This is a genomic window from Halocatena halophila (assembly GCA_027563145.1).
In the GTDB taxonomy this organism is placed as follows: Archaea; Halobacteriota; Halobacteria; order Halobacteriales; family Haloarculaceae; genus Halocatena; species Halocatena halophila.
Genome location: CP071306.1, coordinates 1,389,812 through 1,405,363 on the forward strand (window position 1 = coordinate 1,389,812; position 15,552 = coordinate 1,405,363).

A 15,552-nucleotide genomic window follows, 5' to 3' on the forward strand; every position below is an offset into this window, starting at 1 on the left:
ATGAGTAGTCAGGGACAAGACGCGAAAGTCTACGTTAACGGGAGTTTGATCGGCACACACCCCGAGCCAGAGCGGCTCGCGAGCGACATCCGCGAAGCACGGCGGCGCGGTGACATCGGCGAGATGGTGAACGTTGCCGTCAAAAAGCGCACGGGCGAGGTAATCATCAACGCCGATGCGGGTCGGGCACGGCGCCCACTCATTGTCGTTGAGAACGGCGAACCACGGGTCACCGATGCGGATATCGAAGCGGTGAAAAACGATGAGATGGAGTTCGAGGATCTCATCAACACCGGCGCGGTCGAGTTCATCGACGCCGAGGAAGAAGAAGACATCTACGTCGCCGTCGATGAGGACGACCTCACGACCGACCACACACACCTCGAAATCGATCCACAGCTGATGTTCGGCATTGGTGCCGGCATGATTCCATATCCCGAACACAACGCCTCGCCGCGTATTACGATGGGTTCGGGAATGATCAAACAGTCGCTGGGGCTGCCGTCGGCGAACTATCGAATTCGTCCGGACACCCGCCAGCATCTGTTGCACTACCCACAGCTCTCGATGGTCAAAACCCAGACCACCGAACAGATCGGCTATGACGACCGGCCTGCTGCACAGAACTTCGTCGTTGCCGTGATGTCGTATGAGGGGTTCAACATCGAGGATGCGCTAGTGTTGAACAAGGGGAGTGTCGATCGCGCACTCGCGCGATCACACTTCTTTAGAACGTACGAGGGTGAAGAACGGCGCTATCCGGGCGGCCAGGAGGACCACTTCGAAATTCCGGACGATGAGGTGCGTGGCGCACGCGGTGAGGAAGCCTACGCACACCTCGACGAGGACGGTCTGGTCAATCCGGAGACTGACGTTGACGAGAATGACGTCCTGCTCGGTAAGACCAGCCCGCCACGATTTCTCGAAGAGCCCGACGACATGGGCGGACTCGGCCGACAGAAACGCCGTGAAACCAGCGTAACGATGCGTTCTGGCGAGAACGGTGTCGTCGATACGGTCACGCTGATGGAAGGCGAAGACGGCTCGAAGCTCTCGAAGGTCAGCGTCCGTGACGAACGGATTCCAGAGCTTGGCGATAAGTTCGCTTCCCGACACGGTCAGAAGGGTGTGATCGGTCACATCGCACCACAGGAGGATATGCCGTTCACACAGGACGGCGTGGTTCCTGACCTGGTTCTCAATCCTCACGCTTTGCCCTCCCGGATGACGGTGGGCCACGTGCTGGAGATGCTCGGTGGCAAAGTCGGCGCACTCGAAGGCCGACGTGTCGATGGAACCGCGTTCCAGGGCGAGGACGAAGAAGAACTGCGGTCGGCGCTCGTCGATCACGGCTTTGAGTCCAGCGGCAAGGAAATCATGTACTCCGGTGTCACCGGCGAACAGATTGACGCGGAGATCTTCGTCGGCGTGATTTTCTATCAGAAGCTCTATCACATGGTCTCCAACAAGATTCACGCCCGCTCTCGTGGGCCGGTGCAGGTGCTGACCCGCCAACCCACCGAGGGTCGCGCCCGCGAAGGCGGACTGCGTGTTGGAGAGATGGAACGCGATGTGCTGATCGGTCACGGCGCAGCGATGGCGCTCAAAGAACGGCTGCTGGACGAATCCGACCGCGAGAAAGTGTACATCAGCGCCGAAACAGGCATGGTCGCCGTCAACGACGTGAACCAGCACCGGGTGTACGACCCGCTTACTGGCGACGAAGGAGACATCCACGAGGTGGAGATCAGCTACGCGTTCAAGTTGTTGCTCGATGAGATGATGGCGCTCGGCATTCGACCACGACTCAATCTGGAGGACGCAGTATAATGTCAATTCAAACGCCAAAAGACATCAGCTCGATCGATTTCGGGCTGATGGATCCCGAGACGTATCGTGACATGTCGATCACGAAAGTGATCACGGCAGACACCTACGATGACGATGGGTTCCCCATCGACATGGGGTTGATGGACCCTCGGTTGGGTGTGATCGATCCGGGACTCGAGTGTCCAACGTGTGGACAGCGGTCTGGTTCCTGTCCGGGACACTTCGGGCACATCGAACTCGCCGCGCCGGTGATTCACGTTGGGTTCTCAAAGCGTGTTCGCCGGTTGCTGCGTGGCACCTGTCGGAACTGCTCGAAGCTGCTGTTGACGTCCGAAGAGCGCGGTGAGTTTCTCGACCGACTAGAGCGGACGATCGAACTCGGCGACGATCAGTCGGACGTGATGAAAGCGGCAATCCGCCAGGCTAGAAAGAAAGATCAGTGTCCACACTGCGGGGAAAAGCAGTTCGACATCAAACACGAGAAGCCAACGACCTACTACGAGGTCCAGGACGTGTTGACGAACGAGTTTCCGGAACTGATCGCGGCGGCAATGCAGGGCGATGCGGTTCGCGATGAGGATCCAGACGACGTTGATCGCGATCCGATGTCGCCAGACGAACTGGCAAATGAGACCGGCATCGAGCTATCGCGCATCAACGAAATCTTATCGGGGACGTTCCGCCCGCGCCCGGAAGATCGCAAGGCAATTGAGAAGGCACTGTCGGTCGATCTGACCGAGGAGGACATGAACAAGCTGATGGCCTCAGACATTCGCGACTGGTTTGAGTCCATTCCCGACGAAGACCTCGAAGTGCTGGGAATCGATTCGGACCACTCGCGACCGGAGTGGATGATTCTGACGGTGTTGCCGGTGCCACCAGTGACGGCTCGACCGTCGATCACGCTGGACAACGGCCAGCGTTCCGAGGACGATCTGACGCACAAGCTGGTGGATATCATCCGGATTAACCAGCGATTCATGGAAAACCGTGAGGCTGGTGCACCCCAGCTCATCATTGAGGACCTCTGGGAGCTGCTCCAGTATCACGTAACGACGTTCATGGACAACGAAATCTCCGGGACGCCACCGGCTCGCCATCGCTCCGGTCGGCCACTGAAGACGCTCTCTCAGCGGCTGAAGGGCAAGGAGGGTCGCTTCCGTGGCTCTCTCTCTGGCAAGCGGGTGAACTTCTCCGCCCGGACGGTTATCTCGCCAGATCCGACGCTCTCGCTGAACGAGGTGGGTGTTCCCGACCGCGTGGCAGAAGAGATGACCCAGACGATGACGGTCACCGAACGCAACCGCGAGCAGGCCCAACAGTACGTCTCCAACGGGCCGAACACACATCCTGGTGCGAACTACGTCAAGCGACCCGACGGTCGGCGACTGAAGGTAACCGAGAAAAACTGCGAAGAGCTCGCAGAAAAGGTAGAAGTCGGCTGGGAGGTCAACCGGCATCTCGTTGATGGTGATATCATCATCTTCAACCGACAGCCATCGCTCCACCGAATGTCGATTATGGCCCACGAGGTCGTGGTGATGCCATATAAGACGTTCCGGCTGAACACGACGGTCTGTCCGCCGTACAACGCCGACTTTGACGGCGACGAGATGAACATGCACGCCCTCCAGAACGAGGAGGCTCGTGCGGAGGCCCGCGTGTTGATGCGGGTACAAGAGCAGATTCTCAGCCCCCGCTTCGGTGAGAACATCATCGGCGCGATTCAGGACCATATCTCGGGGACGTATCTGTTGACCCACGAGAACCCCGAGTTCAACGAGACGCAGGCGCTAGATCTCCTCCGCGCCACGCGCGTTGACGAACTTCCAGAGCCAGACCGTATCGACGGCGACATCGAGTACTGGACGGGGAGAACCCTGTTCTCGGAACTGTTGCCGGACGGACTGGATCTCGAGTTCACGAGTGCGACCGGCGACACCGTGCTGATCGAAGACGGCGAACTCATCGAGGGGACGATCGACGAGGACGGTGTCGGCGCGTTCGGTGGCACCGTCGTGGATACGATCTGCAAGCAGTACAGCACAACCCGTGCGCGGATGTTCATCAACGAGGTTGCTGCGCTGGCCATGCGTGCGATCATGCACTTTGGCTTCTCAATCGGGATTGACGACGAGTCGATTCCGGGCGAGGCACGCGCAGAGATCGACGAGACGATCGACAACGCCTACGATCGGGTCGAGGAGCTGATCGAGATCTACGAGAACGGCGATCTCGAGTCGCTCCCTGGACGGACCGTCTCGGAGACGCTCGAGATGAAGATCATGCAGGCGCTCGGAAAGGTGCGTGACACGGCCGGTGACATCGTCAGCGATTACTTCGGCGACGATAACCCGGCAGTTGTGATGGCCCAGTCTGGTGCGCGTGGGTCAATGTTGAACCTCACGCAGATGGCCGGCTGTGTCGGCCAGCAGGCAGTTCGTGGCGAGCGGATCAATCGTGGCTATGAGGATCGAACCCTGAGTCACTACAAAGCCGACGATCTCGGCGCAGACGCCCACGGCTTCGTGGAGTCGTCCTATCGTAGCGGGCTGACGCCACGTGAGTTCTTCTTCCACGCAGTGAGTGGCCGCGAGGGGCTGGTCGATACCGCAGTCCGGACCTCGAAATCCGGGTATCTCCAGCGCCGACTCATCAACGCGCTCAGCGAGCTCGAAACGCAGTACGATGGAACCGTGCGCAACACCAAAGACACCATTGTGCAGTTCGAGTTCGGTGAGGACGGCACGAGCCCGGTGAAGGTCTCTTCCGATGTGGACCACGCAGTGGACGTTGCAGAGATTGCCGACAGCGTTCTCGACGCCGAGTTCGAGGACGGCGGCGCAACGTTCTTAGAACAGGTTCGAGACGAGACAGACACGCGAACGAATCTCTCCGAGCGAATGGACGCAATTACCGCACAGGGTGATGACTGATGGCAGTATCCGAAGATATCGAACTCGTCGTCGAGGACACACAGCTCCCGCGACGTCTCAAGAACGAGGTGTACAGCGTACTCAACGAGAAAGGCATCTCTGATGTAGAAACCGCAGATCAGGTCGCACAACGTGTCGAACACGAGTACGTCGAATCTCGTGTTGATCCGCTCGATCCCGTGGGAACGGTGAGTGCACAGTCGATTGGTGAGCCTGGCACTCAGATGACAATGAACACCTTCCACTACGCGGGGGTTGCAGAGATCGACGTCACGCAGGGGTTGCCACGGCTGATCGAGCTGGTGGACGCCCGAAAGACGCCCGACACCCCGACGATGAAGGTGAATCTCGAGCCAGAGTTCGCGAACGACCGCGATCGAGCACACGAAGTCGTCTGGAAGATAGAGGCGACGCGCATCCTTGCGCTCGGTGACGTCTCAACCAACGTGGCCGACATGCTGGTCAGCATCGATCTGAACGAAGAAACGCTGCGCGAGCGCTGGCCAACGGTTGACAGCCTCGATTTGATCGTTAACGACATCTCCGAGACGATCGAGAGCGAGCTGGGCGTCGAAACGTATCATCAGGGAACGACCGTAGAATTCGGCCCGGACGAGCCGAGCTACCGAGATCTCCTCCAGCTCGTCGAGGAGTTGCGTGACATCGTCTTTAAAGGAATCGGCGACATTTCTCGGGTCGTCATTCGCAAAGAAGAGATCGAAGGGCAGGACGAACAGGAGTTCGTACTTCACACCGAGGGTGCAGCGTTCGGAAAAGTTCTCGAGATTGAGGGCGTAGACGCTTCACGCACCACCACGAACAATATCCACGAAGTCTATCGTGTGCTCGGTGTTGAGGCCGCCCGCGAGCGAATTATCGAAGAGACGATGGATACGCTAGCAGAGCAGGGACTCGACGATGTGAACATTCGTCACCTGATGCTCGTTGCCGACATCATGACCAACAACGGCGAGATCGAATCGATCGGTCGTCACGGCATCTCCGGCAACAAAGAGAGTGTTCTGGCCCGCGCAGCGTTCGAGGTGACGGTCAATCACCTGCTGGATGCGGCCGTTCACGGTGAATCCGACGAACTTGATGGCGTCACCGAGAACGTTATCATTGGCAAGCCGATAAAACTCGGAACGGGCGACGTAACGCTTCGCATGGGCGCGAGTGCTCCATCGGAGTAAGCCTTCTACATGCGTCGTTTTTACTGAAGGTAGGCGGTGATGGAGGCCACGATCACGATGACCAGAATGATTAGTGCAAGCGAGTAGAGTAATCCAATAGCGAGGCTGATGAACGGCGTGTACGTTAGCATCTCCGTTTCGATCGCGAGATAGGCAAGCAGGTTTCCGAGGAGATACAACGCGATGACAAAGAGCAGGGCTTTGCCGACCACGCCGGTGAGCAACTGTTTGATACCGCTCACTGCGCCGTCGTCATCCGACTGGTTCGACATGGATCAGGCCTACGGTGGCCCGGACAAAGAGCGTACTCCTGGCGATTTGTGAAAAGGAACGCTTACGTAGCTCGGTCGGGTATTCGGGCGTACTATGGCGAACGGCAAGTACGCCGCGCGGAAGCTCAAGAAGGACCGCCAGAACCACCGGTGGTCCGACTCGAAGTACGCGCGACGCGCACGCGGACTCGGTGAGAAATCCGACCCGCTCGAAGGCGCACCGCAGGGGCGAGGTATTGTACTGGAAAAGGTTGGCGTGGAAGCAAAACAGCCCAACTCGGCGATCCGGAAGTGTGTCCGGGTCCAGCTCATCAAAAACGGCAAACAGGTCACCGCGTTCTGTCCTGGTGACGGCGCGATCTCGTTCATCGACGAACACGATGAAGTGACGATCGCCGGCATTGGCGGTGCGAAGGGTCGTGCGATGGGCGACCTTTCCGGCGTGAACTACAAGGTCGAGAAGGTCAACGGCGTCAGTATGATCGAACTCGTCCGTGGGAACGCTGAAAAACCGGTGCGATAACGTATGAGTGAGACGAACACCCCCGAACCAGACCAGCCCGCTGGCAGCGACGATCTCGATGTCGATGCAAAGCTGTTTACGAAGTGGGATGTCGACGAGATCGCATACGAGGATCCTTCGACAGAACGGTATATCACCGTTACACCGGTCGCTCACACGATGGGGCGACACTCTTCGAAGCAGTTCAAAAAATCGGAGATCAGCATCGTCGAGCGACTGATCAATCGGCTCATGGCGACCGAAGAGAACACGGGCAAAAAGCAGCTGACCACGCGGGCCGTCCGCCGTGCGTTCGATATCGTCAACGAGCGCACCGACGAGAACCCGGTGCAGGTGCTCGTGACGGCCGTCGAGAACGCCGCGCCACGTGAGGAGACCGTTCGGCTCAAATACGGTGGCATTTCGGTGCCACAGGCCGTCGACGTTGCGCCACAGCGCCGTGTCGATCAGGCACTGAAGTTCATCGCGGAAGGGACACACTCCGGGTCGTTCAAGACTGCGACCGACGTTGAGGAGGCACTCGCCGATCAACTGATCGGTGCTGCCAACTACAACGTCCAGACCTACGCGATCAACCAGAAAGAAGAAAAAGAGCGCGTCGCCGCTGCCGCGCGATAATCTCTCTTCACTCTATGTGGACGTACACTCCGCGTATCGCCGAGTGATGTCCATCAACGTCTGTTTGTATTCGCTTTTTTCAGGATCGATCGAGAGCGACCGGAACGCGTCTTTGAACGCCGTGATATCAATATTCGGCGCGTCATTGGCGGCAGCGTGTGCCAGATCATAGAGGAGGTGATCAGCGCCAACCAGCGAATGGCGTTCACACAGTGCGAGTGCAAACGCCGCATTCACGGCCGTAATGTTCGGGTCCGCGGCGGTGGACCATCGCGTCCACATGCTCGGCACTGATCGTGCTCGGTTGCGAACGGCGCTTGCGAGCGCCGATTCGAGGAACGTGATGAGCTTATTCGCCGGCGAAATGGCGAGTGTGATGTCGTCGGCGTAGATGTCTTTCATGTGATTGGCGATCTGATAGCAGTGGGTCAGCGTCTGGCGGTCGACTGACCGGCCCGCGAGCGCGAGATAGACCGCCTCGGTGGTCGATTGCGTGTGTGATGGATGGGCCTGTTCGTTGCGTTGCATGTGCGAAAACTCGTGGAGGGCGAGCTCGCGGGCCATCGCACTGGTCGCAGTCGTTGTGGCCATGTTCAACAGATGGTACTCATCACCGTGGGTTGTCCAGGTCCGTTCGTCAGGATCATCCCGAAGCCGAACCCGAACGTCTTTTTCGAGATCATACTCCGTTTCGAAGAGATCTCTGGCGCTCAAAAACGGCTCTGAGGGACCATCGCCTAGCACACGGAGGTCCATGTGTGTAAGTATCACGCGCGCAACTGTCATGACTCTTGTGTCGATGGAAACACTGGTGAAAGAAAATCGGTCGGATGGGGTTGCGGACGATGTCGAGAGGAAGCCGCGATTGATTCGTTTTTTACGCGCATTCAGACGGAAATTCGACCAACCACACAGAGCTCAGACGAACGGCGTGAGAATCCCCAGTGGAACCGTCCAGGCCATCGCGTGTGCTATAATCGTGACGAGAAGATTCTCCGTTCGCTCGTATGCGTATCCCCAGATCACTCCAGGAACTGTCGTCGAGAGACCCCAGTACAACGCACTTTCGAGACCAACTCCAGACTGGATGATGCCAACGAGCAGATGCAACAGTCCGAACAGCAGCCCGCTGATGAGAACAATGCCGAGTCTGTCGAACGCCGGGCGAAGGAGTCCCTGAACGATTCCGCGGTAGAGCAACTCCTCGGCCGGAGCGGCGAACAGATATTTGACGACGAACGCGAGCGGCCAGAACGAAGGGTTTGAGGCCAGATCGATGGCACCAGTACTGCCCACAGACGGCGGTGAGAGCCCAACCGCAGAAAGCATCGGAGTAACAAATTCCCCACTAGCCACCATTAACGGCGGTAACACGGCGATCCAGGCGATATCACCGAATGTGGGCCACCGAATCCGGCACAATTGATCAGGACGCGTATGGAAGTAGAGCAGTGCTCCCCCGAACAGGGCGAATCCGAACTGGATCTGGTGCTGGGCTGCAATTCGGAATGCGACCGTCTCCCTGATCCATGCAGGCAAAACAACACCAAGGAGTACAATTCCGAGTAGCCCTGCGATGAATCCGCCTGTGGCGACACAGAGTGCACCAGCTGTGCCACGAGCGCGTGGTTGGGAAACAATTATACTGAGTTCGGGGACCATCCGACTCACAGCAGCTTGCCCTCCGTGAGCACTACCGTGATTTTAAATTGCCACATACCGGATGTGTCTGACGATAGAGTCGTATTAATTTCTGACGATCGTTCTGCTGATGAACGTCGTTTACTTTCAAGTCTGAAATCACCACAACTGATATGCATACAAACAGAACAGTTGGCCACATTCAATGTGTCCTCCTGCTATCGAAACCGACGCCCTTCGGAAGACCTACGGGACCACGGTTGCACTCCAGTCGTTGGATCTCTCGATCGAATCCGGGTCGATCTACGGCTTTCTGGGGCCAAACGGTGCGGGGAAAACGACGACCATGCGGTTGTTGACGGGGCTTTCAGACCCTACGAGTGGTACCGCCAGCCTCAGCGGGACGCCGGTAGATGATCGCCGTTCGATCGCCGATCTCGTCGGCTATCTCCCGGAGAGCCCACCGCTGTACGGTGAGTTCAGCGGGCGTGAGCAACTCGAATACGTCGTTGGATTGCGAACGCTCGACGCCGATCGAACCGCAGAGCGTATCGAAGAACTGCTTGCCCAATTCGATCTGACCGAGGATGCCGATCGGCGGATCAGTGGCTACTCCACCGGGATGAAACAGAAGGTTGCATATATCCAGACGATTCTCCACGATCCACCGGTGTTGTTGCTCGACGAACCGACCGCTGGTCTCGATCCACGGGCAGCTCGCCAGCTCAAAGAATCAATCACCGAACGCAGCGAAGGCGGCACGACCGTGTTTTTATCGACGCACATCCTGCCGGTCGTAGAGGAGCTTGCGGACACGGTGGGCGTGCTGTATGACGGCGAGCTCGTCGCCGAAGGGAGTCCGGATGCCGTAACCGAACGGGCAGAGGCCGACGGCGACGCGACGCTTGAGGATGCGTTCCTGGCCGTGACGAGCGAGCCCTCGGCCAACCGATGAACTGGCGAGAAGATCTACGGACGGGATCGACCATCGCGAGGGCTGAGCTGCGCCGTTCGGTCCGGTCGATCAGCAGTGATCGCCGCCGGCTCGCAGAGGTCGCCGTCGTCGCCGTGAGCGTTTGCCTACCATTGCTGGTGTTGGTCCCGGTTCTCATTGGCGAAGGTTGGCGCGTGCGAGCGAGTACTGCACTCCCACCAGTGGCCGGTTGGGTCACGGTAGCCACGATTGGCCTCCTTATTCTCGCGGTCTATCGAACGGTGAGTGCCGTCGGGGCGATCGATCAGGATGCACTCGTGTTGACCACCGCTCATCCGCGTGCGGTGGTGATCGGCCTCACCGTTGCGGAGTGGGTCCGTCAGCTGTTCACCGTCGGAGTGATCGGGTGCGTGCTCCTCACCGCGTTCGGTGTTGGCGCTGGCGTTCCCTGGCTCGGACTGACTGCGTTTCTCGTTGGAACGCCACTGTTCTGGTGGACGATCGTCGCTGGCTACGTTGGTGGAATGGGACTGCTCGTGCTTGACGATCGACTCCAGTTCGATCGCCGGTTGCTCGCGGTGGGTGGTGTGCTCGTCTTTCTCGTCGTTACCATCGGTTCGCAGCTGTACGTCAGTCGTTTCACCGGGGCCATTACAGCGCTGTCGCCAGAGGCGATCGCCATCCAACCGCTGTTTGCGTACGCGCAGCTCGCATTCGTCGGCACGCCGTTCGCAGATCCGATTGGAAGTGGTCCGCTCATCGTTGGACTGTTCGTGATCATGAGCACGCCACTCGCACTCTCGATTTCTACCAGGCTAGCAACACGTCACTGGCTGGCTGACGATCAACGAACCACGAACCGGTCACACGTCACGACTGGTGGGTTCTCGCCGCCCATCCCATTCAGCTGGTCGCCCGCAGGATTCGTCGCATGGGGAGCACTCATTCGGGCGATTCGTGAACCGCGGAACCACGGCCACGTCTTCACGGCGTTCATTGCGATCGCGCCGTTCGCGGGAGTCTACACCAACGCTCCAGCAAGCGAGCACGGTCTGCTACTCGCGCTCGGTGGGGTGCTCCTGGCGACCGTGTTGTCTGGAGAACTGTTCGTGCTCAACCCGATCGGGGAGCTCACAGAGCAGCTCCCACTGGTGTTGCTCACCCGGCTCTCTCCACGGACGCTGCTTCGCGGGCGTGTCATCGGCGCTACGACGGCTGGAGTGGTCGTTCTCACCAGCGTGGGACTGCTTGCGCTTTCCATCGGCCTCAACCTTCGGTCGTTCGTTCTGGTGTGGCTCGTTGGCAGCGTCTTCTGTCTGGCGGCGGCGCTGTTTTCCACTGGATTGGGGGCGGCGATACCTTCGAGTGACACCACCCAGCAGTGGGGAACTGAGACGGTCACCCCATCGATCGCAGCCCAGATCGTCTTCCTGTTCACCGTCTGGGACGGCGCGACGATCGGCGTTGTGGTGCTCTGGCTGATGCTCTCTGGCTGGCTGACGGTGACACCGGTCGTCGTGGGTGGGCTGGTGTGCTACAGCGTGGTGGTCGTCGGTCCCGCACTGGCTTCCTATCGATCGGCCGTTCGGCGATTCGAATCGATCACGCTTGCGGCGGTGATCGAATGATGACAATCTGGGCAGATTTCGAAGATGGTGTCCAGATTGTCCGTGGAACACTGCGCCGGGAGCTCAGATCGTACACCACCAACCAACGGCGACTGATCGGGTTGCTCGTCACCATCGTATTTTATCTATTCACTCTGTCGATTTCGATTCCGGCAACCTATACGATCGGCCAGGGTGTTACTGGACTCGATTCGATCCCCTATTTCGGTGTGTTGTGGACGCTGTTTCCTCCCGGGATGGTCGGGATGATGGCGTTGCTCTCGGCCGATCGAATCGCGACGATCGAGGCGAGCGATCTCGTGTTGATGATCGTTCACCCACGTGGGGCCCTGCTTGGACTGCTCGGCACAGAATGTATCCACCTGTTGCTCTGGTTTGGACTCCCAGCCGGGCTCGTCGGCGGTTCGTTCATGCTCGGTGCCAACGTTCCGTCCGCCCTCCTCGTCGGTGGGACGCTCGTGCTGGTCGTGCTCTGCTGGGCGGCCGTCTGGGGCTACGCGCTGGGTATCGGAACGTTACGAGTGCTGCGCCGTGTGCCACGATTCCAGCGACTCCTGAAAATCCTCTGGGCGGTTGTGATCGTCGCCGTGTTGTTTGCCTCTCAGTTTATCGGTCGTCAGATAGTGAGCGGGCTTGGCGGTCGGCCGTTCCACTCGCTGGCGGCGATACTCAACGCCGGTCCGTTCGCCTCGTTCGGAGCGCTGACGTTCGTTGGAACGCCAGTCGGTGGGTCGGCTTCACTTGACGGGCTGGCAATACTGGCCGTGCTGGTTCTCACAATCCCAGTAGGACTCGGTGTGAGCACCCACCAGGCGAGGTCGTTCTGGTTTCGTGACCGAGCCCCACCAAAACAACATTCTGACCGACAGAAACCAACAGAATTCGAACCGCCGTGGCCACTCGACCGGTCGCGTGCCGGCCACGTGGCGTGGGGACTGCTCCTGCGGGCAAAACGAACGCCACAGAAGCTTGCCCATCTCCAGCAACAGGGGATCTTGCTGATCATGGCCGGTCCGCTCGTGTTTGAGGCCGGACTCTCTGGAGGATTGCTTGCGGCGTTGAGTTGTATCGCCGCAACGCAGGTCGCTGGGGCTGCATTCTGTGCGAATCCGCTCGGTGATGACCGTCCACTGGGGACGCTCCTGTTTCTCACCGATGTCACGCCACGAGCGCTCGCTCGCGGTCGCATGCTTGCCGGGCTCGTGCTCACAGTTCCGGTTGCTGTGATCGGATCCCTGCTCACGATTGCCATTGGCACCCCACCGCTGGCGGCGATCAGTGTTGCGTTCGTTGGCGCAGTGTTGTGTCTCCCGGCGACTGGCCTCGCGCTCGGGCTGGGATCGCTGTATCCGATCTTCGAGGAACGCGAGGTGTTCGGTACGGAAGCGATCTCACCGTCGTTTGGGGTGCTGTACGTCTATGAGATGATCGTTCTCGGTGGAACCGTGATCGGACTCTGGGTGTGCTGGGTGCTTGCAACCGGAACTGCAAGTCTCTCGTTGGGGCTCGGAATCGGGCTTGTGGTGTATGGTTTGTTCACCACGGTAATTCCGTACGCGGGCTACCGATATGCGGTTGGTCGTCTTCGATCGCTCACGATCGAGTGATCAGGCGTCGAACAGCTCTGCGAATCGGGGTGGGGGGTTCTGCCACCCGGAACCACAGGGCTCAACCGAAACACTACGCTTTTCACTGCCCTGCTGATATAGCGGGGTAATGGGCCGACGTAAGAAGATCGTACAGGAATGTGAGCGACTGATGGACGAGCCGGAGCACATCCGGAACATCGCGATCGCCGCCCACATCGATCACGGAAAGACGACGCTAACTGACAATCTGCTTGCGGGTGCGGGAATGATCTCTGAGGATCTCGCTGGCGAGCAGTTGGCAATGGATACCGAGGAAGACGAACAGGAACGTGGGATCACCATCGACGCAGCAAACGTTTCGATGACCCACGAATGGGAAGACACCAACCACCTCATCAATCTCATCGACACGCCTGGCCACGTCGATTTCGGTGGCGACGTGACGCGTGCGATGCGTGCCGTCGACGGCGCGCTCGTGGTCGTGGACGCTGTCGAAGGGACGATGCCACAGACCGAGACGGTCGTCAGACAGGCGCTTCGCGAGGGTGTCAAGCCAGCGCTGTTCATCAACAAGGTCGATCGGCTCATCAACGAGCTCCAGGAAGGTCCCCAGGAGATGCAACAGCGCCTCCAGGGCGTCATCCAGGATGTCAACGAGCTCATTCGCGGCATGGCCGAGGAGAAATACGAAGAGGAAGGTTGGCGGGTTTCCGTCGAGGACGGCACCGTCGCCTTTGGCTCGGCACTGTACAACTGGGCCGTTTCGCTGCCATCGATGCAGGCAACGGGCATCGACTTCGGCGATATCATCGAATACAACCGCAGTGGTGAGGACGGCATCCGCGAGCTAAAAGAGCAGTCGCCGCTCTCGGACGTTGTCCTGGATATGGTCGCCGAGCACTTCCCGAACCCACTCGATGCACAGCCAGAGCGCATCCCAACCGTCTGGCGTGGCGATGCAGACAGCGACATCGCAAATCAGATGCAGGCCGTCGATGAAGACGGCGAGGTCGTCTTCATGGTCACCGATATCGGGATGGACCCACACGCCGGCGAGATCGCCTCCGGGCGTGTGTTCTCGGGGACACTCGAGCGCGGGCAGGATCTCTACGTTTCGGGCACTGCCGGCACGAACCGCATCCAGTCGGTGGGTATCTTCATGGGTGGCGAACGCGAGGAAGTAGAGCGCGTTCCGGCCGGCAACATCGCCTGTGTCACCGGACTGCGCGATTCGATCGCTGGCTCGACGGTCACGAGCGTCGAGATGACGCCGTTTGAGTCGATCGAACACATCTCCGAGCCGGTGATCACGAAATCCGTAGAGGCACAGCACATGGACGATCTGCCAAAGCTCATCGAAACCCTTCGGCAGGTCTCCAAAGAGGACCCAACGATCAAGATCGAGATCAACGAGGACACTGGCGAGCACCTCATCAGCGGACAGGGCGAGCTCCACCTCGAAGTGATTACCCAGCGTATCGAGCGCAATCAGGGTATTCCGGTTACCACAGGTGAGCCGATCGTTGTCTTCCGTGAGTTCCCACGCGATGCAAGCGACGTTGTTGAGGGGATCTCTCCGAACCGACACAACCGCTTTTACATCAGCGTGCAGCCGCTCAGCGAAGAGCTGATCGAGCTGTTGAAGATGGGCGATGCGAGCAACGACATGCCAGAGCTCGAGCGCCGTGAGGCTCTCATGGAGGCTGGGATGGACAAAGACACCGCGCTCAACGTCGAGCACATTCACGGTGCAAACATCCTCATCGACGATACGAAGGGAATTCAGCACCTCAACGAAACGATGGAGCTCGTCATCGAAGGCCTCGGCGAGGCACTCGATGATGGCCCACTTGCTGCTGAGCCAGTCGAAGGAGCGCTCATCCGTCTGCACGACGCCAAGCTCCACGAGGACGCCATCCACCGTGGCCCAGCACAGGTGATCCCGGCAGTTCGTGAAGCCGCACACAACGCGCTCATCGACGGCCGGATCGCACTGCTCGAGCCGATCCAGAACGTCCGCATCGACGTTCCGAACGAGCACATGGGTGCTGCTTCGGGCGAACTGCAGGGTCGTCGTGGCCGCGTCGATGACATGTATCAGGAAGGCGATCTGATGGTCGTCGAAGGAATTGCGCCAGTGGACGAAATGATCGGCTTTGCCAGCGACATTCGTTCGGCAACCGAGGGTCGTGCCTCCTGGAACACCGAAAACGCCGGGTTCCAGGTGATGGCCGACAACCTCCAGACAGAGACGATCATGGAGATTCGCGAGCGTAAAGGCATGAAAACCGAACTTCCCGTGACTGTCGATTACTTCTAACTCTCGCTCACGGGGTGTGGTTTTCATTTGGTGAGCCGCCGGCTTGCGGTATTGGTGGGTGATTCTTA

At 59.0% G+C, this 15,552-nt stretch carries 12 protein-coding genes; 9 read left to right on the top strand and 3 right to left on the bottom strand.

Features of this window, described 5'->3' with window-relative positions:
- The 3 genes from rpoB to rpoA2 are packed head-to-tail and all read left to right on the top strand — an operon-like array spanning position 1 to position 5,959.
- Complete coding sequence (gene rpoB, locus JXQ78_RS07425; RefSeq protein WP_330630143.1) at positions 1-1,830, top strand: DNA-directed RNA polymerase subunit B; 1,830 nt, start codon at positions 1-3, stop codon at positions 1,828-1,830.
- Positions 1,830-4,766, top strand: a complete 2,937-nt coding sequence (locus tag JXQ78_RS07430; protein WP_407934010.1) for a DNA-directed RNA polymerase subunit A' — start codon at positions 1,830-1,832, stop codon at positions 4,764-4,766. Before rpoB ends, JXQ78_RS07430 begins: the two co-directional genes overlap by 1 nt.
- Positions 4,766-5,959, top strand: a complete 1,194-nt coding sequence (gene rpoA2 / locus JXQ78_RS07435) for a DNA-directed RNA polymerase subunit A'' (RefSeq protein ID WP_330630144.1) — start codon at positions 4,766-4,768, stop codon at positions 5,957-5,959. Before JXQ78_RS07430 ends, rpoA2 begins: the two co-directional genes overlap by 1 nt.
- A 20-nt stretch (positions 5,960-5,979) precedes the next feature.
- On the opposite strand, the gene JXQ78_RS07440 is transcribed toward rpoA2, so the two are convergent.
- Positions 5,980-6,231, bottom strand: coding sequence for a hypothetical protein (locus JXQ78_RS07440; RefSeq protein WP_330630145.1), 252 nt, complete (start codon positions 6,229-6,231; stop codon positions 5,980-5,982).
- A gap of 94 nt (positions 6,232-6,325) precedes the next feature.
- Here JXQ78_RS07440 and JXQ78_RS07445 point away from each other — a divergent pair, with 94 nt between their 5' ends.
- Both JXQ78_RS07445 and JXQ78_RS07450 read left to right on the top strand, forming a co-directional pair.
- Positions 6,326-6,754, top strand: a complete 429-nt coding sequence (locus tag JXQ78_RS07445; RefSeq protein ID WP_330630146.1) for a 30S ribosomal protein S12 — start codon at positions 6,326-6,328, stop codon at positions 6,752-6,754.
- A gap of 3 nt (positions 6,755-6,757) precedes the next feature.
- The gene (locus tag JXQ78_RS07450; RefSeq protein ID WP_330630147.1) at positions 6,758-7,372 is read left to right on the top strand and encodes a 30S ribosomal protein S7; all 615 of its coding nucleotides are present in this window, start codon (positions 6,758-6,760) and stop codon (positions 7,370-7,372) included.
- Between the two features lie 12 nt (positions 7,373-7,384).
- Here the strand turns inward: JXQ78_RS07450 and JXQ78_RS07455 are convergent, their stop codons facing one another.
- Together JXQ78_RS07455 and JXQ78_RS07460 are read right to left on the bottom strand one after the other, a co-directional pair.
- The gene (locus JXQ78_RS07455; protein WP_330632801.1) at positions 7,385-8,128 is read right to left on the bottom strand and encodes a DUF5781 family protein; all 744 of its coding nucleotides are present in this window, start codon (positions 8,126-8,128) and stop codon (positions 7,385-7,387) included.
- A gap of 162 nt (positions 8,129-8,290) precedes the next feature.
- On the bottom strand, positions 8,291-9,034 hold the full coding sequence (locus JXQ78_RS07460; RefSeq protein ID WP_330632802.1) for a CPBP family intramembrane glutamic endopeptidase: 744 nt from the start codon (positions 9,032-9,034) through the stop codon (positions 8,291-8,293).
- 184 nt (positions 9,035-9,218) lie between these two features.
- Here JXQ78_RS07460 and JXQ78_RS07465 point away from each other — a divergent pair, with 184 nt between their 5' ends.
- From JXQ78_RS07465 to JXQ78_RS07480, 4 genes are all read left to right on the top strand, one after another.
- The gene (locus JXQ78_RS07465; protein WP_330630148.1) at positions 9,219-9,968 is read left to right on the top strand and encodes an ABC transporter ATP-binding protein; all 750 of its coding nucleotides are present in this window, start codon (positions 9,219-9,221) and stop codon (positions 9,966-9,968) included.
- Positions 9,965-11,575 carry a hypothetical protein gene (locus JXQ78_RS07470; protein WP_330630149.1) on the top strand — a complete coding sequence of 537 codons (1,611 nt, stop codon included), beginning with the start codon at positions 9,965-9,967 and terminating at the stop codon, positions 11,573-11,575. Before JXQ78_RS07465 ends, JXQ78_RS07470 begins: the two co-directional genes overlap by 4 nt.
- Positions 11,575-13,182, top strand: coding sequence for a hypothetical protein (locus tag JXQ78_RS07475; protein ID WP_330630150.1), 1,608 nt, complete (start codon positions 11,575-11,577; stop codon positions 13,180-13,182). Before JXQ78_RS07470 ends, JXQ78_RS07475 begins: the two co-directional genes overlap by 1 nt.
- A 109-nt stretch (positions 13,183-13,291) precedes the next feature.
- Positions 13,292-15,484 (top strand): elongation factor EF-2, encoded by a 2,193-nt coding sequence (locus tag JXQ78_RS07480; protein ID WP_330630151.1) that lies wholly within the window; start codon positions 13,292-13,294, stop codon positions 15,482-15,484.
- Positions 15,485-15,552: the final 68 nt, after the last annotated feature.